This window comes from Jeotgalibacillus haloalkalitolerans (assembly GCF_034427455.1).
In the GTDB taxonomy this organism is placed as follows: Bacteria; Bacillota; Bacilli; order Bacillales; family Jeotgalibacillaceae; genus Jeotgalibacillus; species Jeotgalibacillus haloalkalitolerans.
Map to the genome: position 1 here is coordinate 24,151 of NZ_JAXQNN010000003.1, position 23,233 is coordinate 47,383.

At 37.2% G+C, this 23,233-nt stretch carries 22 protein-coding genes and 2 pseudogenes; 15 read left to right on the forward strand and 9 right to left on the reverse strand.

The window, feature by feature from the left end; all coding sequences use genetic code 11:
- Positions 1-172 precede the first annotated feature (172 nt).
- The 3 genes and pseudogenes from UFB30_RS10140 to UFB30_RS10150 form a co-directional block, all read right to left on the reverse strand.
- Positions 173-1,081 (reverse strand): aminoglycoside phosphotransferase family protein, encoded by a 909-nt coding sequence (locus tag UFB30_RS10140; protein WP_322421578.1) that lies wholly within the window; start codon positions 1,079-1,081, stop codon positions 173-175.
- Positions 1,082-1,830: 749 nt separating this feature from the next.
- On the reverse strand, positions 1,831-2,295 hold the full coding sequence (locus tag UFB30_RS10145) for a GNAT family N-acetyltransferase (RefSeq protein ID WP_322421579.1): 465 nt from the start codon (positions 2,293-2,295) through the stop codon (positions 1,831-1,833).
- An 84-nt stretch (positions 2,296-2,379) separates the two neighbouring features.
- A pseudogene (locus UFB30_RS10150) lies at positions 2,380-2,798 on the reverse strand (GNAT family N-acetyltransferase).
- A 400-nt stretch (positions 2,799-3,198) separates the two neighbouring features.
- Between UFB30_RS10150 and UFB30_RS10155 the strand changes: the two are divergent.
- Positions 3,199-4,311: a hypothetical protein gene (locus tag UFB30_RS10155; protein ID WP_322421581.1), complete on the forward strand. Its 1,113-nt coding sequence runs from the start codon at positions 3,199-3,201 to the stop codon at positions 4,309-4,311.
- A gap of 307 nt (positions 4,312-4,618) precedes the next feature.
- On the opposite strand, the gene UFB30_RS10160 is transcribed toward UFB30_RS10155, so the two are convergent.
- Positions 4,619-5,164 (reverse strand): GNAT family N-acetyltransferase, encoded by a 546-nt coding sequence (locus UFB30_RS10160; RefSeq protein WP_322421853.1) that lies wholly within the window; start codon positions 5,162-5,164, stop codon positions 4,619-4,621.
- Between the two features lie 88 nt (positions 5,165-5,252).
- On the reverse strand, positions 5,253-5,540 hold the full coding sequence (locus UFB30_RS10165; protein WP_322421582.1) for a hypothetical protein: 288 nt from the start codon (positions 5,538-5,540) through the stop codon (positions 5,253-5,255).
- Between the two features lie 197 nt (positions 5,541-5,737).
- Here UFB30_RS10165 and UFB30_RS10170 point away from each other — a divergent pair, with 197 nt between their 5' ends.
- The 5 genes from UFB30_RS10170 (at position 5,738) to UFB30_RS10190 (ending at position 9,500) form a co-directional block, all read left to right on the forward strand.
- Entirely contained in the window at positions 5,738-6,967 is a 1,230-nt protein-coding gene (locus UFB30_RS10170; protein WP_322421583.1) for a DUF418 domain-containing protein, read from the forward strand.
- Between the two features lie 278 nt (positions 6,968-7,245).
- A complete protein-coding gene (locus UFB30_RS10175; protein ID WP_322421854.1) occupies positions 7,246-7,617 on the forward strand; it encodes a Na-translocating system protein MpsC family protein in 372 nt (123 codons plus the stop codon).
- Positions 7,618-7,738: 121 nt separating this feature from the next.
- On the forward strand, positions 7,739-8,743 hold the full coding sequence (locus tag UFB30_RS10180) for a sodium-dependent bicarbonate transport family permease (protein ID WP_322421584.1): 1,005 nt from the start codon (positions 7,739-7,741) through the stop codon (positions 8,741-8,743).
- Positions 8,744-8,756: 13 nt separating this feature from the next.
- Positions 8,757-9,245, forward strand: a complete 489-nt coding sequence (locus tag UFB30_RS10185) for a carbonic anhydrase (RefSeq protein ID WP_322421585.1) — start codon at positions 8,757-8,759, stop codon at positions 9,243-9,245.
- A gap of 12 nt (positions 9,246-9,257) precedes the next feature.
- On the forward strand, positions 9,258-9,500 hold the full coding sequence (locus UFB30_RS10190) for a DUF6407 family protein (protein WP_322421586.1): 243 nt from the start codon (positions 9,258-9,260) through the stop codon (positions 9,498-9,500).
- 398 nt (positions 9,501-9,898) lie between these two features.
- On the opposite strand, the gene UFB30_RS10195 is transcribed toward UFB30_RS10190, so the two are convergent.
- Positions 9,899-11,113: an MFS transporter gene (locus UFB30_RS10195; RefSeq protein WP_322421587.1), complete on the reverse strand. Its 1,215-nt coding sequence runs from the start codon at positions 11,111-11,113 to the stop codon at positions 9,899-9,901.
- A gap of 101 nt (positions 11,114-11,214) precedes the next feature.
- On the opposite strand from UFB30_RS10195, the gene UFB30_RS10200 reads away from it, so the two are divergent.
- The 6 genes from UFB30_RS10200 (at position 11,215) to UFB30_RS10225 (ending at position 15,853) form a co-directional block, all read left to right on the forward strand.
- Positions 11,215-12,099: a LysR family transcriptional regulator gene (locus UFB30_RS10200; RefSeq protein WP_322421588.1), complete on the forward strand. Its 885-nt coding sequence runs from the start codon at positions 11,215-11,217 to the stop codon at positions 12,097-12,099.
- A gap of 117 nt (positions 12,100-12,216) precedes the next feature.
- Positions 12,217-12,735: a DUF4825 domain-containing protein gene (locus UFB30_RS10205; protein WP_322421589.1), complete on the forward strand. Its 519-nt coding sequence runs from the start codon at positions 12,217-12,219 to the stop codon at positions 12,733-12,735.
- 100 nt (positions 12,736-12,835) lie between these two features.
- On the forward strand, positions 12,836-13,096 hold the full coding sequence (locus UFB30_RS10210) for a hypothetical protein (RefSeq protein WP_322421590.1): 261 nt from the start codon (positions 12,836-12,838) through the stop codon (positions 13,094-13,096).
- A 30-nt stretch (positions 13,097-13,126) separates the two neighbouring features.
- Entirely contained in the window at positions 13,127-13,462 is a 336-nt protein-coding gene (locus UFB30_RS10215; protein WP_322421591.1) for a hypothetical protein, read from the forward strand.
- Between the two features lie 200 nt (positions 13,463-13,662).
- Positions 13,663-14,514 (forward strand): DegV family protein, encoded by an 852-nt coding sequence (locus UFB30_RS10220; protein WP_322421592.1) that lies wholly within the window; start codon positions 13,663-13,665, stop codon positions 14,512-14,514.
- Positions 14,515-14,689: 175 nt separating this feature from the next.
- Entirely contained in the window at positions 14,690-15,853 is a 1,164-nt protein-coding gene (locus UFB30_RS10225) for an AlbA family DNA-binding domain-containing protein (RefSeq protein ID WP_322421593.1), read from the forward strand.
- A gap of 157 nt (positions 15,854-16,010) precedes the next feature.
- Here UFB30_RS10225 and UFB30_RS10230 read toward each other — a convergent pair whose 3' ends face one another.
- Positions 16,011-17,549 carry an SNIPE associated domain-containing protein gene (locus UFB30_RS10230; RefSeq protein ID WP_322421594.1) on the reverse strand — a complete coding sequence of 513 codons (1,539 nt, stop codon included), beginning with the start codon at positions 17,547-17,549 and terminating at the stop codon, positions 16,011-16,013.
- Positions 17,550-17,716: 167 nt separating this feature from the next.
- On the opposite strand from UFB30_RS10230, the gene UFB30_RS10235 reads away from it, so the two are divergent.
- Complete coding sequence (locus tag UFB30_RS10235) at positions 17,717-20,338, forward strand: NB-ARC domain-containing protein (RefSeq protein ID WP_322421595.1); 2,622 nt, start codon at positions 17,717-17,719, stop codon at positions 20,336-20,338.
- Positions 20,339-20,383: 45 nt separating this feature from the next.
- Here UFB30_RS10235 and UFB30_RS10240 read toward each other — a convergent pair.
- Positions 20,384-20,824 (reverse strand): annotated as a pseudogene (locus UFB30_RS10240) (GntR family transcriptional regulator); the annotation flags it as partial.
- Positions 20,825-20,954: 130 nt separating this feature from the next.
- Here UFB30_RS10240 and UFB30_RS10245 point away from each other — a divergent pair.
- Together UFB30_RS10245 and UFB30_RS10250 are read left to right on the forward strand one after the other, a co-directional pair.
- Complete coding sequence (locus UFB30_RS10245) at positions 20,955-21,689, forward strand: uracil-DNA glycosylase family protein (RefSeq protein WP_322421596.1); 735 nt, start codon at positions 20,955-20,957, stop codon at positions 21,687-21,689.
- Positions 21,690-21,691: 2 nt separating this feature from the next.
- Positions 21,692-22,036 (forward strand): hypothetical protein, encoded by a 345-nt coding sequence (locus tag UFB30_RS10250; RefSeq protein ID WP_322421597.1) that lies wholly within the window; start codon positions 21,692-21,694, stop codon positions 22,034-22,036.
- A 182-nt stretch (positions 22,037-22,218) separates the two neighbouring features.
- On the opposite strand, the gene UFB30_RS10255 is transcribed toward UFB30_RS10250, so the two are convergent.
- Complete coding sequence (locus UFB30_RS10255) at positions 22,219-22,914, reverse strand: Ltp family lipoprotein (RefSeq protein WP_322421598.1); 696 nt, start codon at positions 22,912-22,914, stop codon at positions 22,219-22,221.
- Positions 22,915-23,233 lie beyond the last annotated feature (319 nt).

Sequence of the window (23,233 nt, forward strand, 5' to 3'; positions counted from 1 at the left end):
ACAGTAAAAAACGCTCAGAAATTTGAGCGTTTTTATATTTGGTCTATTAAACTAAAGCACTGGTTAGTTTGAGTGCAACTTTTCATAAACCTTATAAAATTTACTGAACTTCAAGTTGCACCATTCACTTTATTTAATCCTTCAAAATAAGAAAAGGATTTCATTCTTATATCTATTCTGTATACCATTTAGGTTTCAGTTCACTAAAGTAATCATGATCTTCTAAAAAAGTGTAAACTTTACCTAACATATCATCTAATTTGTCTGGGATAGTTTTTAATGTCCAGATTACAGTAGAGAAGACACACATTGCTAGATAAAGTGAATAAAGCCTCCAAAAATGTTCATCGGGTTCAGTATTATTAAAATATCCCTGTATTTGTCCAATTGAAAAAGGAATGCTTACTTCCCGACTAAAGATACCAATTTTAAGAAATTCATGAAAAGGATCGCCCCAATCATACCGATTAAAATCTATAACTCCCGCAAATTTTTTATTATTTACAATGATATTTCCCACATGAAAATCATCATGTTGAAACACGTTCGGACGCTCTTTCATGAGGTGTATATTTTCTTCAATAAAATTCATGATTTTATCGTCATTTTTAACTCTAATTCCACACGTTAAATAAGAATCAATATAATACTTATGTTTTTCCTCTTTCCTTGAATGCCACGAAGAGACATGATTTGGAGCCGGAAACTGATGGATTTTCCTCAATTCTTTCCCAGCTTCAAAGCCAATATTATATTGCTCTTGTTCTGAGTATTTTTGGATTTCTTCCTCGGCATCCTGACCCTCGATGTATGATGTAATCATGTACCCCCGACTCCCGACCTGACCCATAGAAATCGGCTTTGAACAAGTAACGTTATATTCCTGCATCTTTTCTAGAATAGAATATTCTTTCTTTTTTGATTCAAACTCTTCTAACTTAAAGGTTCTAAGAAGTAACTTTTTGTTTCCATCATTAATATGTATTAGATATTTTTCATCTGAGGAAAATCCTTTTTTAATTTGAATAACGTCTTTACAATTACTCAATACAGGAATCTGCTTTAATAGTGTTTCAATCATTTTCTCGCCTCTGTTCATTAAATTTTGAAATCAAATCATTGACTTATGACAGATTTATATTCCTTCTTTCACTAACCTGCTCCGTTTGTTCAATACTTTCTTCAACGCAACCCGTTAGCTTAATACACACATTTTAGCTTTCTCTTTTTTCAAAAATACTTTTAACGAACTCTTCCTTGAAATCAGTGTATTCATTCACTCCTTTTGATGCGTTTTTTAGATATGCCATTTTATATCTAAATACTCTTTTCTGGCGTATTCATTTGAATTTAGATAATCTCTATAGAGAACCATATTTATCCAAATCACTTTATGATATTCAACCATTTTCTTTGTAATTAGACAGCTTTCTTAAATACATATTTTTAAAAGGATTAAAGGTTCGAATTACTGCCTTCTTCTTTGTCCTTATCTTTCCAAGCTTTGCTTCCAAAACCCACTGCAATACAAGCAAAAATGCTCCCGATTAAAAGCAAGATTATTTCCATAAAGAAAACCTCCTACGAGCTATGTTAATGATTGTATAACAATTTACAACACCAAGCTTTAACGGTAAAACAACCTACTAACAACTCTATCTATAATTAAGTACGATTGAGAAAGCATTTAGTTCCAAACAATGTTCAATGATACTACCCGTTTTAATAAAAAATGACGGTTAATCCTTCCTGGATCAAAGCACCTGTTCATTTCAATATAATTCTTCACAATATAGCTTTTTAAAGAATAAAAAGATTACTTTAATAAAATCATATACACTTTATTTTAAATACATCAATCTTTTCATATCTATCATCTGCAACCGTTTCAACATAAATCCAGCCTCTATTTCTATAATAATCAGATGTATCCTCTGTTCTTAAATAAAGTTCATTAAATCCTAATTCTTTGACTAGATCTATGGTTCTCGCTACTAACTCTTGTCCCACACCTCTATTACGAGACTCTGGCTTCGTGTATAGAGACGCAAGCCAGGGTATATACATATCCCTTATCTTTAAATCGTTTTCAAATATAGATACAGTTCCTAAAAGTTCTCCGTTATCTAAAGCCAAAAGTGTTATCGGAAATGTAGTGGTCCCCGTATTTGTAAAGTGTGTTACAACATCTTCGTATTCCATCTCACTTCCCGTATTCACTACGAATTCCTTATAAATCATTTCAGAAACTTCATTAATCTTATCGGGATGATTTGATAAAAAATCAATATTCATTCGAATTCTCCTTTTGTTGATGTACGTTTCTTAAATATATTAATTTAGCTTGTTCAATTGAACTACCCCGTTCAAAAAGCTATCTCAAAGCTTCTTAGAAAGATAATATTGTTGATGGTCTGCAGTAGGATGATCTTTTATTACGCCAACCACTTCATAACCAGATTTCTGATAAAAGTCTGGTGCCTGAAAGCTAAATGTATCCAGTTGAATGAGCTGGCATTGATGCTCTCTTGCAATTGCCTCTATATGATCTAACAACTTCTTTCCGTAGCCTTTACCTCTAAGAGATTCATCAACCCATAAGAAATCAATATGTAAGTGATACAAAAAAACGTACCAGTAATGCCGCCTAAAATTTGCTCACCTTCATTTCTAAGGATAAAACTAATCTTCTTAACCGGATGTTTTACTTCATCAGGTAGTTTAGAAAGGTTGTGTTCAATTACTTTTTTACGAATATATTCACTGTCTTCCTGATTCCATTGCTGAGTTATCTGCATTTTTCCCTCCAAAAATACGATTGGATTAGTAAATAAAATTTATTCCTGTCCTGATAACGATGCTGAACATTCATAAGTGTGTCTGGGACAGAGAAGCTTTTATAATTTTAAGAAGTCACAGTATACCGGAATCTGCTATGTACTAAAGAACTCTCTCATTTTGAAAGGGTTATTTTATGATATCATAAAAATTGTCAATTGAAATTCTGATTTGAAAAGAGGGTTATCATGCAAAGATTGATACAGATTTTTGCAATTGCACCCGTTAGTTTAAGTACAATATTTCACAATCAGGTTGTTATCCTTCATTTACCCATTAATTTTAGAAAATAATTTAATTATTAGAAAATACTTTTATTAACCTGCTCGGAGGGTATAGCTGAATTAAGGGGTGTTAAAAATGGAAAAAATGACAAAAATAGCCGGATTGTTTACGGTAGCCTTTTTAATTGTGGGCTGTTCAAACTCAGGAGATGGGACAAACTCGCAGGCTGATGATTCTGTTGAAAATGAAGTGGTGGATGCACAAGAAAATGATGGTAACACTGAGGATAATGCTGAAGATCTTGTTGAAAGTGATGCCAACACAGAAGAGGAAGAAGGTACATCAGATAATGAAGACGTTGAGAATGAGGACGTGTCAGAAGAAGCTGGTAAATCCAATGAAGAAGAATCCGAAACATCTGATGAAAAAGAGAGTGAAACTGAGATTTATGGTGGAGCTCAGATGAGTCCGGCTTATTTTATTGATACGAAAGTCATCAATCAGCCTGACCATTTATATATTGCATACGCGATAGACCGTGATAGAGAAACTGAAGGAATGGTGTCTCCGGAACAGCGCTTAGAAACGTCATTATTCAATAATGACCCTTCAGAGCAGGATATACTCCGTTCGTATACTAATTTGACACTTGATACGCCGAACCTTTATGTTGAGTTTAATCAAGAAGGGAATGAGTTATCAGTCACTACTGCGCAAAGTGTTTTATTCTATGAAACGTTGTTTGGAATCAGTGACTTTTACGGGGTTGAATCCATTACATTTCTAAATCCCGACGGTGAAGAGAAGATAACCGTAGCTGAAAGAACAGTCGATGATACGATCACTGTTAAAGATGAAAGAAGTGAAACACGAGGCTACTATACAATCTATGATAAAGAGCTAGAAGAAACGCTATTTCTTGCTGGTGGTGAGTTAGAGGAGCAAGTTGTAAATGAAAGCGGTGAGCCATTGTCTTTCCCGGAAACAATTGAGAAAATGGGGTCGGTTGAGGCCGATATGTTTTATTCGTCAGCGATTGTTGAAGGGATAGAGGTTGTCTACTCGTCTATTACGAACGGTGTTGCGAAGGTGCGATACACGATGGATGAAAATGCAGTGACGGACGCAGATCGGACAGTATTTGAAAATGCTGTTCAATTGGCAGCCCTGGATTTTCATGCATGGGAAGTTGATCTAATCAATGACACGCTAAAAGAAATCCGTACGTATCCATTGGTTGGTCAGTAACATGAAGCTGAGAATGCCAGCCAAAAATAAACCCCCAAAAAATTAGAGTAGACATTAATTTTTGGGGGTCTTTATATCCTAAAAATTATCCCTGTCCTGAAAACGATTTTGAACATTCACTACAAATGTGTATTCAGAAGCACAAAAACAATTATTTTATATAACTCCTTAATTTCAATTGATTTGTAGTAAATATTCATAAGTGTTTCTAGGACAGGGAGTTTTTTGATGAACCGGCTTTTTTCATTTTGCTAATTATATTAAATCACCCGTTAGTCGAATAATAAGATATAATCAGAATTGGTAATTATTCATTAAATCTTCCCATAATTACGGTATTATAATAATTTCCATCTGATAATAGCTTATCCTTCTTTAATACTCCTTCTTCTTCAAAACCATACTTTTTATAAAGCATTATTGCTTTTTCATTGGTTTCGAGTACATTCAATGTAACTTTTTTAATTTCGTTCTTATCAGCCCATCTAATTGTTTCCTTTAAGAAGTTTGTTCCAATGCTATATCCCCATAAATCTTTTAGTACACAAACACCAAACTCAACTTTATGAGACATTCTTTTCAACTGATTGCCTTCACACCTTGAGAAGCCAACAATCCTTCCATTTGATTCGCAAACTAAAAAAAGATTATGGACACTTTTTGTATCCTCTTTGATTAGTTGTTTAAAACCTACTTCATCTATGTACGCTTCACCTTTTTCTCTATCCATATTTTCTGTTTCGCCATCTATCTGCAAACGTATTTCAGACAAGTTTTTCGCATCATTCTCTTTGGCTGACCTTATAGTATAACTTAAATTACAAATATGAAATTCTATTGGATTTATTCTAATTACAAACTCCTCCTTTATTAAACTAAACTGCTTCGTTTGTTGAATACGCTTCTCTGAATATTACACCTGAAAAAGTAAGCAATACTCTTCATTTCGCCAAATTAAAACCCAGTTCTAAGCCAATCGGAATCGAAGCCCATGTGATCAGGATAGAGATAATCAAAAATAGCACAGGATTTTTACTTTTAAAAACAAACAATCCGACTAGAAAACCAAATACCCAAATAGGTAAAATCACAAAAAACTCCGGGGCAACCCAGGTCTCATCGGTGTAATTCTCTGCGATCGTACCTCCTGCAAAAAAAGTAGAGATCAGTGCAGCGATTAAACCGCTAATAATTGTGTTAAGAACATATGCGACCTTTATTTTTTTCAAAATCATTTCCTCCTTTCTATCATGCGCGACCCACAAACAGGATAGAGTAGATAATCTAAGGGTATCATAGGTTCTATTATATGGAAATAAATGCCCTTTATCAGTTTAATCAGCATATGTAATTTCCAAATTCTGATTGTCTATTCACCCAGCTTGAATTAAGATGAAGTGAGAATGAAGAATCAGGGGGATGGCACATGAGTTCAGTTTCTATGAAAGAGCGGATCCATACGCTGGATATTATCCGGGGATTTGCGCTGTTTGGGATTTTGATTGCGAATATGGTTACGTTTAAGACGCCTGCGATGACGGATATCAGCGGTATGGTGGAAGGGAACAGCCTGCCGGAGGGTGGGATGAATGCTGCATTAACACTGCTGACTGCGTTTTTTGTTGATGCGAAGTTTTATCCGATGTTTTCGATGCTGTTTGGTCTCGGGTTTTATATTTTTTACAGCCGCCTGATGAAAAAGGGGTTGCCAGCGAAGAAACTATTCAGACGCCGCCTGATGTTTCTGATGCTGATGGGGCTTGTTCATCTCATCTTTATCTGGTCCGGGGATATTTTACATACCTATGCAATTACAGGCTTTTTACTGCCGTTTTTTGTGGAGCGTTCGACAAAAACGATAAAGATCTGGGCGATATCTCTGCTTGTGTTTGGTCCATTGCTGATGACCGCACTGATGCTGCTCAGCAGTGTCAGTATTCACTTTATGATCAGCGGGGGAATGGATACACTGGAAAATCTGAATGCGTCTTCGATTCTTGCGGCTTCTGTGATGGCAGAGGGCAGCTTTGGTGAGATCCTGGCATTCCGTTTTACAAATGAAGTGCTGCTGATTCTGGCTCAGTTCATGCTGTTGGTACCAACGATTTTACCGTTATTTTTAATCGGGCTTTATTTAGGAAAGACAGGTATGTTCACTGATATTGAAAATAATCTTCACCGCTGGAAAAAGATCATGTGGATTGGGCTTGCTGTCGGAGCGCCGATCGTTGGACTGGCAGTTGCCATTGATTATAACGTATTTGGCTGGCCGCCTTATCTGGCAGTGCCGATTGCAGGTGGATTAAATACTTTTGGCGGACCGTTTCTGATGCTGTTTTATGTCTCAGTCATCGTACTGTTCACGAGAAAAGCAGCTGTTGAAAAAGTGCTGATGCCGTTTGCGTCAGTCGGCCGGATGGCGCTGACGAATTATCTGATGCAGTCTGTAATTGCTGTAATCATTTTTAACGGCTATGGCTTTGGGCTGTTTGGTCAGGTATCGAAAACGGCGGGCGTGCTGATTGCAATTGCGATTTACAGCGTACAGGTTTTGCTGAGTCATGTGCTGCTGAAGCGATATAATCAGGGACCGATGGAGTATGTGTGGAGGAAGTGGACGTATTCGGGTGGGGAGAGACATTCGAAGGCTGCATGAAGTCCTTTTCAAATGGAAATAAAATACATCAACAAATGACTATTGACACCTGAAAAAAATTAACGTATTTTATTATTAATCAAATATCCGAGAGATTAAATTTTTCTTTGATGATGGTGTGGGTTTAAGCAGGACGTTAAACGTGTGTTGGCGAAATGAGGAAATCCTGATTGGTTGTCAAAGCTGGAATGAGAATAAATCGGTTTATTTCCTGGCTGAGGGGTTAGTCTGGGGATAAACCGATTTTTTGTTTGGAGGGAGCAGAAATGGTGATGAAAGTGACAAAGACGAAGGGCTCAATTGAAGCTGAGATCAGCAAGGCGATTACCCAGTGGGAGAAGGATTTTCTCGGAAGGGGTTCAGTGTCTGTAAAGGCAGATATTTTAAGGGATATGATCATCGTTTGCCTGAATGGTATATTGACGCCTGCAGAATACAGTGTCTGCAAAACGCATGACGGAATGCTGTCGATCAAAAGAACGCGTTCCGGTCTGGTAGAGTCCGGTGCTGAAACGCTGAAGCAGATTATTTTTGATATTACTTCAGTAGAAGCGATCAGCTTTCATACGGATATCAGCTCCGTCACGGGTGAGCGTATTATGGTGTTTAAGCTCAATGAAAATCTTGAGAAAAGATTAATTGAGAAATAAAGAGGGAGTTCTTTAAAAGACAGTTTGTCTGTTAAAGGAAAACCGGCCTTTCCATGTGTGCAGCACATGTTGAAAGTGCCGGTTTTTTTATTGGATTCTTTTTTGCTGAGGAGGAAGAAGGATGAATGAAATTGTGATTCAGAATTTGATGTCACCGGTTGTGTTGTTTTTTGTGCTGGGGATTGCTGCAGCGCTTGTGAAGTCTGATCTGGCTTTTCCAAAGGCGCTGAGTGACGCGTTAAGTATTTATCTGCTCATTGCGATTGGATTGAAAGGGGGGATTGAACTTGCGAATTATTCAATCGAGTCAGTTTTCGCACCGATTTTAGCGGCTTTATTTCTCGGGGGAATCATTCCGTTTCTGGCGCTTGGTGCGATGAAACTGATCGGGATGGATTTGAAAAATGCAATTGGCATTGCGGCCACATACGGCTCCATCAGTATTGTTACTTACGGAGCGGCCGTTGCTTTTATGGATCAGACAGGCACCTCCTATGAAGGATTTATGAATGCACTTGTCGTGTTGATGGAAAGTCCGGCTATTCTCGTGTCTTTACTGCTACTGAAGGTGCTGGAGAATAAAAACGAACTCTCCGGATATGCTCAGCGCGCAGGATTTGTTGCCTTTCCATCCGGCTTGATTGATAAAGAAGTGATCAGGGAAAGTCTGTTTGGAAAAAGTGTTCTGTTGCTGATGGGGAGTCTTTTCATTGGCTGGATACTTGGAGAAAGTGCGATTCCCGCTGTAAAACCTTTGTTCATTGATTTATATGGCAGTATTTTAATTTTGTTTTTATTGAATATGGGGCTGATTGCCGGGCAAAGACTTCCTGAAATAAAAAAGTATGGGGTAAAGCTGCTGGCGTTTGGGATGATTGCACCGCTTGTCTTTGGAACGATCGGTGTCCTGGTTGGCAGTCTGATTGGCTTATCACTTGGGGGCACGGCGCTGATGGGTGTATTAGCAGGCAGCGCATCTTACATTGCCGCACCCGCTGCCCTGAAAACGTCAGTTCCGGAGGCGAACCCGTCCATTTATCTCGGACTGTCACTCGGGGTCACGTTTCCGTTCAATTTAATCATTGGAATTCCGGTTTATTTTGAAATCGCAAAATGGATTCAATAAGGAGGAAAAACAAATGAGAATGCTTGATCGTGTTGATACAAAAAAAGTGCTGGTGATTACTGATTCTAACCCTGGAGTTGATTCGTCTTTAACAGGTATTACGCAGAGGGAACAAGAGGAGCTGCTTGTCTTTAACAGCTATGGAGCATTGATTTCACAGCCTTATGGATGCCTGATGAGAAATGTGATTCTTGCCATCTACAATGAAGGGATTCGCGACATTTATATTGTTGCAGAAAAAGCCCCACAGCAGCATGACGGGGATGACCTGCTTGAGAAAATGAAGGAGGCAGGCGTCACAGATCAGACGTTAAACACATTAAATTACCTGGATGCTGTTCAGCATGACGTACTGAACTGGCTAGCCGGACCGTCTGATGTCCAGGAAGCGATGCGAAAAAATAAAGAGCTGATCATGAAGCATCCACTGATTCCAGGCACAGTAACCGTACGTACATTTTTAATTGACCCTGAAACGGGAGAGCGTGAGGAAATTTTCTAAAAGGAGAATTCAATGAACTTTGAGGATTTTGTAAAGGCCTATTGGAAAGGGGATCTGTATTCCTTTGTCATAGAAGCAATTACGTTTTACGAGATGGATTCTACGATTGAAACGGAAGAGATGAACAAACCTTTATCCTTTTTGTATTTAAGTTCTATCGCGGAAGAGAATATGCTCTCCAGACTGATCCATATTGGCACGGAATATGCTGATATTGAAGCAGCTTTTAATGGAAGAGTGATCAGGGATTATTAGGAATAGAAGGTATACTTTAAAAAGATCTGATCTGAATCAGGTCTTTTTTTGTGAAGGTAAACGTCAATCTGTTCTGTTCCTGTATAGTAAAAAGCATATTTGCGTAGTGATAAATATTCAAAAATTGGATCACTCCTATAATAGATAGAAGGGAGAATATCCACGGGATGGGGAGCATCACATTTAACAGACTCTAGAGGGGATCAGGTGGAAATCATTTTCTGTATTCGTTGTTCTTCATAACATCCATCTGGGTGTTTTATGATGCTGATCATCATTTCATCAGTTTTAAAAGGCATGCTTTTTGGATCCCTACTATCTTAGCAGGTCCGCTCGGCTTCATCTTGTATCTGGTTTTCAGAAGACGTGAAGCTTAATAGTGAATCCTGGTTCTTCGATTAAGTTGTAACCGCAGAACCAGTATTTTGTTTAATATTCTGTTTGTAAGACATCCAAGCCAGACATAGTGCCAAGCCTGCACAAAAAAGCAGAAAGTGTTTTCCTTCACTAATGAATTGAAAGGCTAACAGTGGACCGAGTGCAGCGCCGAGGTCCACAGCTATAGAATAACAGGTAACCATTGGTGCTTTACTTGGATGAGTAGAGATTTCGTCAGAAAATAGTGTATCAGTCAGTGTAGTGATAACGGTTGAACAAATCAGAATAACCACGATGAAGAATCCCCAGATAAAAAACGGCAGTTGGCTATCAATGAAAGGATACAAGCCTGCTGTAATGAGCAGTGCAAACAGTAAGATGGAATGCCTGCCTCTTTTACCGTCAGACATCTCTCCTATTTTTGGGGCCAGCAGTGGTTCCCATGCCCATCTCAATCCAAGCAGCAGACCGGCTGCCACTCCTGCAGAGAATTCCATCCCATTCACATTTAAAAATAAGCCATAATGCTTCGCCATGTAATAGCTGACCGTTGAAGCGAAAACACCCTGCAGGAGGAAGGAGACACTGAATCCTCTAATGAGTGTTACCTGGACGCCCGGGTTCCTCAGAAGAGAGAATTTCTCTTTGCGTGCATCCTGTTTTTCTGCAAATGATGTATAAGATAGCAAAAATACAAATGGTATTGCTAAAAGGCAAACGCATGCAAAGATCAGAGAGGTAGTCTTTAATCCAACCTCAAAGCAGAGTAAGCCCCCCGCGCCCATTCCAATCAAGCTTCCTAACCGGTACGTTCCATTATAGACACCCATTAATGTCCCTTTGTCAGAATCTGAGGATAGATGTACGACCAGCAACTGCCCTGAAATCCGTAATATCGCCCATATAAATCCCCATATACATCGAAGAATGAACCAGAATAAGAACCCATCTAAATAAAAGAACCCGACGTTTACAAATGTGGTTACACTAATCGCTAATAACAAAGCTGATCGAATAGATAAGTTTCTGGTCAATAAAGCTGCCAGCGGGTTAAGGGGAATCCGAATCAGACGGTTCACCGACAACAGTATGCCAACCTCTGCGAGTGAAGTTAATCCAACCTCCCTCCAGTAAAGAGGAAGCGCGATGTAAAGCATTGAATCTGTCATCAGACAAATCCCTGTGATCAGGGCGATCAGGATAATATTTTCCTTACTTGATTTTTTTCTTCTCATTATATAACCCTCTCTTCCATAAATACTCTAAGGGATATAAAATAATAAGAAAAATATATATTTATTATTTATTTATAAAAATTACTTATAGGAGAGGTTTAATGAATTTACATGCTTTACGGCAGTTTACCAGTGTCGTGCAAACAGGAAGTGTCACAAATGCAGCGAAGGCGCTGCATATCAGTCAGCCTGCAATTACAATGCAGATCAGGAATCTCGAAAAAGAGCTTGGTGTCACTCTCTTCAGAGCAAAAGGACGCGGTATTCAACTGACAGACGCGGGGGAATTTATCTATCAGGAAGCAAGGAAACTGTTTTCAGTTGAAGAGGAGGTAGAAAGGAAAATTGAACAATATACCAATGGTGTCACCGGTAAAGTCCGTCTTTTCGCCACCAATTTTCCGGCAAGCTACTTGGTGCCGGGCTGGATTGCAGGCTTCAAAAATCTTTACCCCTCAGTGGATATTGACCTATCCTCCGGACATACCGAGCGTGCAATAGAGAAATTGAAGACCTATGAAGTGGATATTGCCATTATCGCAAGCCATTTTCCAATACCCGATGACATCGAAACCACTAGCCTGCTTAAAGATGAACTCTCCTTTATTGTTCCGAAAAACCACCCACTGGCTTCCGGAGTAGTAGAATTCAACGATCTGACTGACGAGACATTTATCCTGAGAGGCGAAGGCAGTTCTACCAAAGCTCTAGTTGAGTCACTATGCCGTGTAAGGCAAATCCGGTTGAAGAAAGAACCCGTTAAGGTTGAAAGAATGGAAGAAGCAGTTAAAATTGTTGCCTCGGGATATGGCATCACTTTGGCCCCAACATTAGTGATCGCACCTTATCTGGAGGAAGAACAAATTGACATTGTCCAATTGAAGGATGTCCAGATTTCAAGGGAGATCAAACTGTGCCTCAGAAAAGGGGATAGTTTAGCACCGGTAGCGGGAAATCTAAGGGATTTTATATTGCAGGAGAAGTGAGACATTAAGGTTTTCTACCATTCACGGGTTTGTTCTTATAAAAAGTTGAGAATTTGAATTTTATGGTAAGATAAGGTGAGCTGAGATAGTAGGATCATTGTATAGAAAACAATAAATGTGAGAACGGTTATAGGAGGGTTTAACCTGAAGAAATTACATAAGTTTTCATTCATTCCATTATTCATCTTGCTCTTTTTAAGCGGCTGTACCGCGAATGCTGAAAAGGCTGATTTTGATATATTCCAATATAAAGATTCATATGTAGGTGATAACAGCGCAGTAGTGAATTCAGTGATTCATTTACAGGGAGAAGCGTACTTCAGTGGGTTAGAGCTTCAAACAAAAGACGAACCATATGGGGTTACCGTGAAATATGATTGGGAAGAATCAGCATTAGATGCGAAAGAAACAATGATTCACAATGCCTCTTATCTGTTTACGTTGCTGCAAAATGTGAGCTGGATCAGCTTTGAATTTGAAATGCCTAATGGAGTGGACGGGTATCAAGTGACAAGAGAGAGCCTTGAAGAGGTGTATGGTGTAGACCTGCTGGACATTGACGATGAAGATGAGTTGAAAGAGCTGATCGGGGAGCTTTTAGAAGATGAAAAGAAAGTAAATGATCTTTTAGATTAAATGAAGAGGACCATTAATAGATGTAAGTCATGTTTTGCAATAACAAGTAACCAGAAAGAACTCCTTCTCGCGTAATGGGAAGGAGTTTTTTCTTGTAAAAATGACGAATCACAATAAAGGGTTTTTAAATGATTTAGACGAAATCAAACTAGGCTGTATTTCAATAAAAAGGGGAGAAAGGAAAATGAAAGCAGACAATAGAATATTAGAAGTAATAAAAGTATTATCTCTGGTTGTCATCGCGATCAGCTCTGTGACTATTGCTTTTTCGCTGGCCCAGGGTGTGACTCTTTTAGAGGTGATAGGTGATAACTTAAGTGGTATTAACACTGCCTTGTTTGATTTATTAAATAGGGAGTAGATTGTAACAGACTTAGGATGGGGTGATTTTTTGAAAAGAAGTTTTATTCTTTTATCAGGAATGCTGATGATGACAGCTATATTATTCGGTTGTAATAACAGTACATCAAACGGTGAAATAGATAGCGACGATACACTTAGTGACCAATATGCAGAAGAAGAAAATATTTTATCTAAGGATGATGCGGAAGCTCTTGTGTATAACCAGCTAAATGATGAAGAAAAAGAGAAGCTTACAATTGATTATTATAAAGAAGAAGGAACAAAATACTTCATTAGAGTGTATGAAGAGGTAAATGGCAAAGAAAAAGTGATAAAGGAATATACAGTTGACTTTAACACTGAAGAAGTGCAGGAAGTACAATAACTACCGGATTATAACCATACAGAATTCCTTCTCCACACATCGAGAGGGAGTTTTTTCAATTAACCCCATTACGAATCCATTCATCTCCTGTATAGTTAAAGTATATTACTGGAAAAGCATCACTGCATTTAAAAGGATCTGACACGCTCCAATGGACTTAAGACTAAAGCCAACAAATCATAATAACAAGGGGAGTTACCATGCCTAACATCATCCTATCAACCGAAAGCGGCGCCGACCTGCCGAAGGATCTAGTTGAAAAGTACAACCTGCAAGTCGTTCCCATGCACATCATCATGGACGGAAAAGATTATCTGGACGGCACTTTACCAGTCCAGGACATCTATGACTACTACGACCGCACGAAGAAAATACCCTCCACCACCGCCACGAATATTCACGAGTACCAGGAATTTTTCACATCAATCAAAGAAAAGCACCCTGACAGCACCATCGTACATATCGGCTACACATCACAGGCATCCTCATCCTTTCAAAACGCAGTCATCGCTGCAGAAGAATTCGAAGACCTCCACCTGATCGACGCGCTAAACGTAACCGGAGGACTAGCAGCAGTTGTCTTATATACCGCTGACTGTCTCGAAAAAGAACCTGACATCGAACCGTCACACTTAATTGAAAAAATAAAAGCAGTCGTTCCAAAATCAAAACTCGCCTTCATCCCAGGCAGCCTGGAATTCCTAAAAGCAGGAGGCCGCGTCAGCAACATGGCTTCCCTGATTGGCGCACTGCTGAAAATAAAGCCATGTATAGAACTAAAAGATGGCAAGCTCGTCTCCACAAAGAAATACCGCGGGAAAATGAGCGGAGCGACGGAGAAGCTTTTTAGTGATTACTTAAAGGAATTTGATATTGATCGAGAGCAGCTTTACCTGATTTACTCGATTGGTCTTGATGAAGAGATCAAGCAGCGGATGGATGAAGTTGCGAAGGAGAATGGATTTAGAAACGTGAGATGGATTCAGGCTGGCGGGATGATTTCGACGCATTCGGGACCTGGTGGGTTTGGGGTTGCGGGGTTGGAACACTAAATAGGAGTAGAAAATTCAATAACTTATTCTAATGTATTGTGGGCACATTTTCATTCTAGATAATTGAAAAAGGGTTTATTTATAGAAGACTGAATATAGCCACTATGTTATGATTCTCTTTCTTGTATCTAACAGGGGTATATTTTAGAAAATAGGATTGAAGGAGGAGAGTATCGTGGCCAACCTTGACACTTTAATTAAATATGAGCGCGAAGGCACAAAGCTAGATTTTAAGAAGGAACAATATAGAAAAGAAAAGTATCAAGATCTTATTAAAGATATTATGGCAATGGCCAATGCTCCTATTGATGGAGAAAGACATATTGTAATTGGAGTAAAGGATAAGCCAGACGGCACTAAAGAATATTTTTCTTTAGACAGGGGAGAAATAGTTGATCAAGCCACTTTTCAACAAGTTATTCGTGAAAACGTTGAACCAAGCATAGAATTCTCTTACTATACACATGAAATAGAGGATAAGGTGTTTGGAATAATTGAAATTTCACACTGTAATAATCCCCCCTATATGATGAGAAAAGATTTTAGAGGGTTGAAAAAAGGCGAGTGCTTTGTAAGGAAGGGAAGTCAACAAGAACGAATGACAAGAAGGGATTTAGACGAAATTTTAAAGCACAAAGATAAGATACAATTCGATAGAAATATATGGGTTGGTTTTAATAGCTCTTTAAAAAATGAGATTAGTGTTAACGTTGTTGAAAAAATTGATCTGCCATCAGAAAACGCTCGAAGTCAAATAGAAAAAATAATTGCTGATAGGAAAACAAAGTCGAGTGAAGTAAATCAGTTATCAATTTTAGGTAAGGTGGGTGTAGGGTACACTAACTTTTTTGGTAATGCTCCTTATGAACAACGGTCTACTGAAGAACTGGTAAAGAATTTAGAGAATATTGAAGAAACTTATTACGAAGATGACTTGTATTACATAGGAGAAGAATTATCTGAGAAAATAAATTTGACTATTAGAAATGAAGGGAATCAATATTTAGAAGATGTATCAATAGTATTGACAATACTATCTCATAATATATGGGTGATGGATAGAATTCATCAAGAACCTAACAATGATTTATGGCCTAGACCAGATGTAGACCTAGACTCGCTATATTACCCTAATGTCACAGAAATAAATAAAGGTTTTAAAGTTACAGCTGAATTAGGTCAACTTAGACATAAGCTAGATACTTTAGCATTCAATGAGGATCTTAGAGTATTCTTCCCAAGAGATAGTAAGGGAGAGATAATAGAAATAGAATATACTTTATATGCCAAAAACCTTCCTACTCCTATAAATGGTTTTCTGAAAATAATAGTAAAATAGGTGTTATTGCTTATGTTGGTTTTTTATTTAAAAAGTGTTTTTGACCAAATGAAATTATTTGTTTAAACCTAAGAAATTACCTAAGAATATAGTGAGTATGAGATTTACATGGTTTTATAAAAGAGCTCCCTCTCATCATGATTGGGAGCTCTTAACTTTATGCATTTACCAATTCTTTAACCATCTGAGCCGACTGCCTATACTCTTCAGCAATAGCAAGCTTAGTAAACTGAATTGTTTTATTGTGGTTCTCTTTCACAACAGTTTCAATCTCAGTAAGTGAAACGTTGAAGAACTCTTTCCGTTCATTAATGAGGTTTACACGACGGTGTGTAAATGTTCTGTGTAATGCGTTTTCCAGGGTTGGTGCATCGTCACTGAAAATCATTGCATGGACATCAAATAAGAATGGAACAGAGGCGTCACCAAGTTCTTTGACACGATCCAGAGGCTCTAATCGGCGGGTCATTCCAATCTTATAGACGTTTTCTCCAAATGAGCCGATATTTGAAATGATATATACATAGCCAGCCCTAGTGTTTTGTGTTCTGTATAACACATCTTCTTTATTTTTCTGAGTTAAAGCAAGCTGTTTTTCCAGCTCTCTGATTTTATCCAGTAACTTATCTTGCTCACCAGGATTGGCTTCCGCCAGTTGAAGCTGAGCTTTCTCTAAAGCAAGAGTAAAATGCTTTTCTTCCTTTTCTACTTTCTCTTTAGCCTTCTCCAATTCCTTCAGTGCCTTTGCTTCTTCTCGCATCTGTTCTCTGATTGCTGCCTGTTCTTCTTTTTCTTCCTGCTTCTTTTGTTCAAATTCATACTTCAGATTTAATTCCTTAAGCTTCAGGTTTAAGTATTCAGTTGTAATCGATACATGCTGCATATCAGTTAATTTATTGACTTCAGAGAATATCTTTAAGATTCTTTTCTCACTCGCTTCAACATTATTGAATTTGACTTTACTAATCACATTGTCACATTCATTGTTAAAAGCTCTGAGAATTAATTTAACAGTATCTAAAATAAACTCTCTTCCTTTTTTCTTATCATTGCTTATCGTCCATTCAGTAGAATGATTAGTTGCGCGTTTTTCTTTAACGAGTTTCTTTTGTTCATTTCTAAGATCTTGCAGAGCAGTCTGATAAAGCTCAGAAGTTTCAAAACCATATTTCGGCTTGTAAAACCCGAATGACTGCATTGAGATTTCATCTTCCAGGTCTACAATTTCACTCTTAAGAATATCGACAGTCTCTGATACCTGCTCTTTTGATGTTAACAGTTCATTAAGAGAAGACTCGGTTTCTTTATGCTTTTCTTCAAGTTCTTTAAAGTCTTTTAACATCTGGAGTTGATTAACCAAAGTTTCTTTTTCATTCTCCAATTGTTCATTATGCTGCTTCAACTTCTGTTTTAATTCAACATCATCTTTGTAAGGAGAGAACTCCTCAAGCTCAGCGAGTATTAGTTGTTTTCGGGCTAATAAGGAATCCAATTCAGTCTTTAACTGATCAGTTGACTGCTTAATTTTACTGTAGTCCTCAAAACCACTTTTCTCCCATTCTAAACGGGCTTCTTTTAGTTCTCTCTGGCGGAAGATTAAAAGAGTAATTGCAGCTGCTAAAGGCAAGACTAAAAACCACATCGCCATCAATAAGGAAATAAACCATGCTGAGTAATACCATTTTTCTTTGTACAAATTAAAACCTCCAATCTAAATTTTTTGATGATTAAATACCTATTAAAAATACAAAAATTAAACAAATTAAGTATAAATAAACTATCTATATGTTATCATTAATTATCAGAAAATAAATAAAATTTCATTTTATGAGAGAAAATAATATTACAGGGAGTGGTAGTTAAATGAGTTTCTTACCTATTGATAGAATGTGGCTAAGAGCTGAAAACGGTAGAGAAGAATCTAATGTAACTTATTTTAATGATTTAATGTACACAGGTGAAATGGTTTGTAAAATAATCACATTAGGTATAGTTGCTTCAATTAGTGATAGTAGAGACAATCATAGGTATCGTCATTGCTATGAATTAGTGAGAGCAGACGGGTTAGGAAGTTGGGCTAAAGTTGTAAACGATTCCATTGTAGGACCATCAGCACAATATATTTATGAAGATGCTAGGGAGGAATTGCGAGAATTAACAGAGAAAAAACAAGATACTTGGCAAAGTGAGGCAGTTAAATCCATCCACAATTGTCTTAAAGTTGTCGATCCTCATTGTGAAGACTTACCTCATAAAGTTGATAGTCGAAAGTGGTTGGATTTATTTTCTAGGTTAAGAAATAAAACTCGTGGTCATGGAGCTACCACAGGTGAGATGTGTAACGCCATAGTTGATCCTTTAGAGAAATCTATAAAGCTAGTAACAGATAATTTTTCACTATTCAAAAAACCTTGGGCATTTTTGCACAGAAATTTATCAGGTAAGTATAGGGTTTCAAAGATTTCTTCGAATGCAGATAGTTTCAATTATTTAAAATCTACTAATATACATAATTATCCAAATGGTATCTATATTTTTTTAGATGGTCATCCAAGAAGGGTTGATTTATTTGAAACTACTGTAGATTTAAATGACTTTCATATAGCTAATGGTGGTTTTACAGAAAAAAAGTTTGAATTATTATCTTATATTACTGGCAGCACTATTAATTTGGACTCAAGATCATATTTATTACCAGTATCAGAACTCCCGCGTAGTGAAACACAAAGTTTAAAAGAATTAGATATAGTAGGTAGTTCTTTTACCAATATGCCTTTTCTGGGTGACGGGTACATTAAAAGAGCAGAATTAGAAGATGAACTTTTATCGTTATTAAAAAATGATAGACATCCTATTATAACTCTACTGGGTAGAGGAGGAATTGGTAAAACATCACTTTCTCTAAATGTTTTACAAACCCTTGCCAAGGAAAACGAAGAGAGATTCAAACTAATTATCTGGATCAGTGCAAGGGATATTGATTTACTAGAAGAGGGTCCGAAACAAGTAGCTCCAGACATAACTACTCTAAAAGAAATAGTTAAGGAGTATTGGGGTTTAGTAGACAAACTTGTATTGAAAGAAAAAAATGAGAAGCAGATAGATTTATTTTCAAAGGAATTAAATGAGTGCCAAGAATATGGACCTACTCTTTTTATTTTTGATAACTTTGAAACTGTTAGTAACCCAGTAGAAATGTTTAACTTTATAGATACTTATATAAGAAATCCTAACAAGGTATTAATTACTACCAGACATAGAGAGTTCAAAGGTGATTACCCGATAGAAGTATTTGGAATGAACAAATCTGAATGTGATGAATTAGCAGAGTCTACAGCAAACAGACTTGGAATTACAGAACTTCTAAATAAGAATTTTTATGAAGAGCTATACCAAGAGTCTGAAGGTCATCCATATGTAGTCAAAATTATTCTTGGAGAAAGATCAAAATCAAGTAAAGTAAAGGCTTTCGATAGAATAATTACTAATAGAGATGATATTCTCAATGCTCTATTTGAAAGAACATATCTGTTATTATCCGATGATGCTAAAAGAGTGTTTTTTACATTATGTAACTGGAAATCAATTGTACCGCAATTAGCACTTGAAGCAGTAATGTTACGTTCATCTTCATCAGGAATTAAGATAAAAACCACTGAAGCCATAGACGAGTTAAGTAGGATATCTTTTATAGAGGTTTTTACTTCGGAACAAGATGGACAGATTTTTCTAAGTGTTCCATTAGCTGCTGCAATATTTGGAAAGAGAAAGCTTGCAATTAGTCATTTTAAAAACTTTGTTGAAGCAGATACTATATTATTGCAATTCTTTGGTGCAGCTCAAAAGCATGAAATCAAAAATGGAATTGAACCAAGAGTGAATAGATTGTTCAGAAATTTAGCACGAAATATAAAGAGTGAACATACAACATTGGAAGAAAATTTGCCTATGTTAGAGTTTATCGCTAGACACTATTATAAAGCATGGATTTTGATTGCAAATTTGTCCGAAGAATTCAGTAAAGAAGACCCATTAGGAAAATCAAGGTTGTATTTAGAACACTACCTCGAATATTCTGATGATGAAAGTGCATCAATTGTAATTTGGGATAAAATAGCTTCTATTGATCAACAAAATGAAAACTGGTCGGGATATATCCATGCTTTAGTTGAAAAATGTTTAATACCTTCAGTAAGTTTTAAAGATATTAGTGAAGCAGCAAATAAAATTAACCACCTTAAATCACAAGATTTAACTGGATTTGATATTGAAGAACAACATGTATTACTTAGTAAATTAGCTGATAAAATGAAAGAAAGAATTAAAGAAGCTGATGCTACTGATTGTTCGAGGCTGTGTTGGATTCTTATGAGTTTAGATTTGCTTGAAGATGCTAATAAATACCTTGAACTTGGTTTAGATAAAGATCCTAACAACGATTACTGCAAAAGGTTAAAAAACAGATTGCAATTAACTAATGGGTAAATAAAAAAGCGTTGATCCCCCGATCAACGCTTTTCCCATTCCCACTCACAAAACATGCACCGAAAAATCCAAATCCGCCTGCAAATGCTTCTTCATTAATTCCTCAGCCTTCTCAGCATCTCTATCCTTAATCGCTTTATAAATCTCCTCATGCTCATCAATCAACCCAGGTCTCTTATGGTACACAACCGTTTTTCTGAACAGATAAATAATTGACTGCATCTGATCAATGATATCAATCATGACGGGGTTGCGACTTGCTTGAACAATTAAGTCGTGGAATTGTTTGTTGGCTTTCATGATTTCTTCGATGGTGCCGGTGCGGCCGATGTGGATACATTCGGCGAGTGCGGTGAGTTCGTCGTCTGTCATGTAGGCGGCTGCGGTTCTGGCGGCGTGACCTTCAAGGATCATGCGTACCTGGAACATGTGGCGCAGGTCGCTTTCGGTTGGTTTGACGACGCGTTTCTTTTTGATTAAGCCTTCATGTTATTGCTTCAAGGAAATAAAAAATAATAAAATTTCGCTCCATTTTGTTGGATGAAACGTATATAGCAAGAGAGAAAGAGATAGAGGGCTTGATAAAAGCTGTTTTCTAACTAAAGGAGGTTTCCAGATGATAAATAAAGCATTATATCAACTCTATAAAAAACATTGGATAGAGTTAAAGTTAGCAGTTGATCAATTGCCTGATGAGCTGAAGCCAACGCATCCATTGCTTTTAAAAATAGCGGATGAGGAAGGGTATAAAAAAGCCGGTTGCAGAATCATGATCGTGGGTCAGGAGACGAATGACTGGAATGGAAAGTTTGGTAAGTATGGAATAGAGCAGCTTCAGGATATCTACGCTGACTTTATGGCAAAAGACACAAAAGCAAAACGGACTTTGTTTTGGAGATATCAAAAAAAGTTAATGTCGGTTTTTCCACGTGATATTGACTCCGTCATTGTTTGGAACAACATTTATAAATTGGGCAAGCCGGGTAAGCGGGGGCGACCAAATAAAGAGACCAGAAGCATTCAGGAGCTGCATTTTAATATCTTTAAAGAGGAATTGAACATATTAAAGCCTGATATCGTCATATTTTTGACTGGTCCCAGATACGATGCTGCGATTGAGACTTATCTTCCTGGTGTTGTGATTTCAAAAGTACGAGAAGGCACTGTCAGGCAGATTGCGTATCTGAAACACGAAAACCTGCCGGATGTAGCCATTAGAACATACCATCCTCAATACCTAAATCGACTTACATCTGAGACATCTGTATTCCATGGAGAAACTCCTGCTATAACTTTACAGAATATAGCTGAAAAGAGTTTATGGAGCGAACCTGGAGAGAAGGTGAAATAAATATGAAATGTCCGAAGTGTGGAGGAAGATATATAGAAGATGTGACCGAAAAGCATGAGGTGACAGACGACTTCATTACGATCCAGATTGATGAAATTGTAAGGTGCGAAAAGTGTGGTTATGATATAACAAATCAGCAGCTTCCAAGAGTGATTGCAAAAAGAGACGAAGATACCTTACTTATTCAAGTTTCACAAACTCATTCAAGGATACTGAGTCTTAGGGACAATGTTATGTTCCCTGCCATGTATACGGAGGCACTCCTTGTAAAAGGGTATTGGGATGATGTTGAAGAGGAGTTTGATGCTAAAACACTGCTGGACAACGCCAGAACAAATGATTTTTAGTTGAAAATTAATCTAAGTAATAGATAAAACTGTACCCTGAGTTAAAGGCAACTTCCAAACGATTTATTTCATTATACAATTAAACAAAATTGTGTATGGTATCTGACACAAGGAACGTTTCATTATTTATTTTCATAAAAAACATGTATCCGGGACAATTACCCAGATACATGCCTTTAATATTATTCTAAGTTATTGACCGCATAGTCAGCTTCTTCTTGAGTGAACTGTTCACCATATTCAGAAACTAACTGATCACGAATTGCTTCTACCGACATACTCATGTCATCCTGATATGTCTTTGCTTTTTGAAGTGCATTTTCATTCCAATCTGCCTGGATATTATCAATTGCATACTGAGCTTCTTCTTCTAAGAATTGTTCTCCATGTTCTGAGACAAGTTGATCAAAGATTGCAGCTTTGGACATATACATTGAATCAGAATAGTTTTCACCTGATTTTAAGGCATTCTCATTCCAGTCAGCGTCAACATTATCAATTGCATATTGGGCAGCGTCTTCAGGGAATTGCTCTCCATATTCGGAAGTCAATTGGTCAAAAAGGCCAGCCTTTGACATGTACATATTATCAGAGTACATCTGAGCTTTCGTTAAAGCAGACTTAAATTCAGTTGGGACGTCATCCTCAACTGCTTCCTCTTCCGCAGGCTCTTCAGTTTCCTCTGCAGCTGAAGCTTCTTCAGTCTCTACTTCTTCTACCACTTCTTCAGCAACCTCTTCAGTTTCTTCAGCAACATCATTTGCGACTTCTTCCGTGTCACCAAGATTTGCAATCGCACCAAGGACGAAAATCACTGCAATTGTTACAAACCACCAGCGTTTGTAGATCGGCTTCTTTACTTTATCTTTCTTAGCCATTATAAAATCCCCCTAATAGGTATAATTTGTTTCGGATACAATGTTACAGCAAATTTGAAAAAATAAAAGACTTTATTACTTATTTTCTTCCAAAAAATTTACTGAATTTTATGATTTTCATAATTTAAGTGTATGAATGCCATTTTTACATTACATATTTCAAAATTTGAAAAGGGCATAAGGACGGGATAGAATGCATTTATATAAAACAATTTTCACTTAAAAAATCATTTCTTTAATAGTGTTAATTATACAAATACTAGAGTATAGGTATAATGTTTCACTAATTTGTGCTAACATGTACTGGTGTTAAAATACA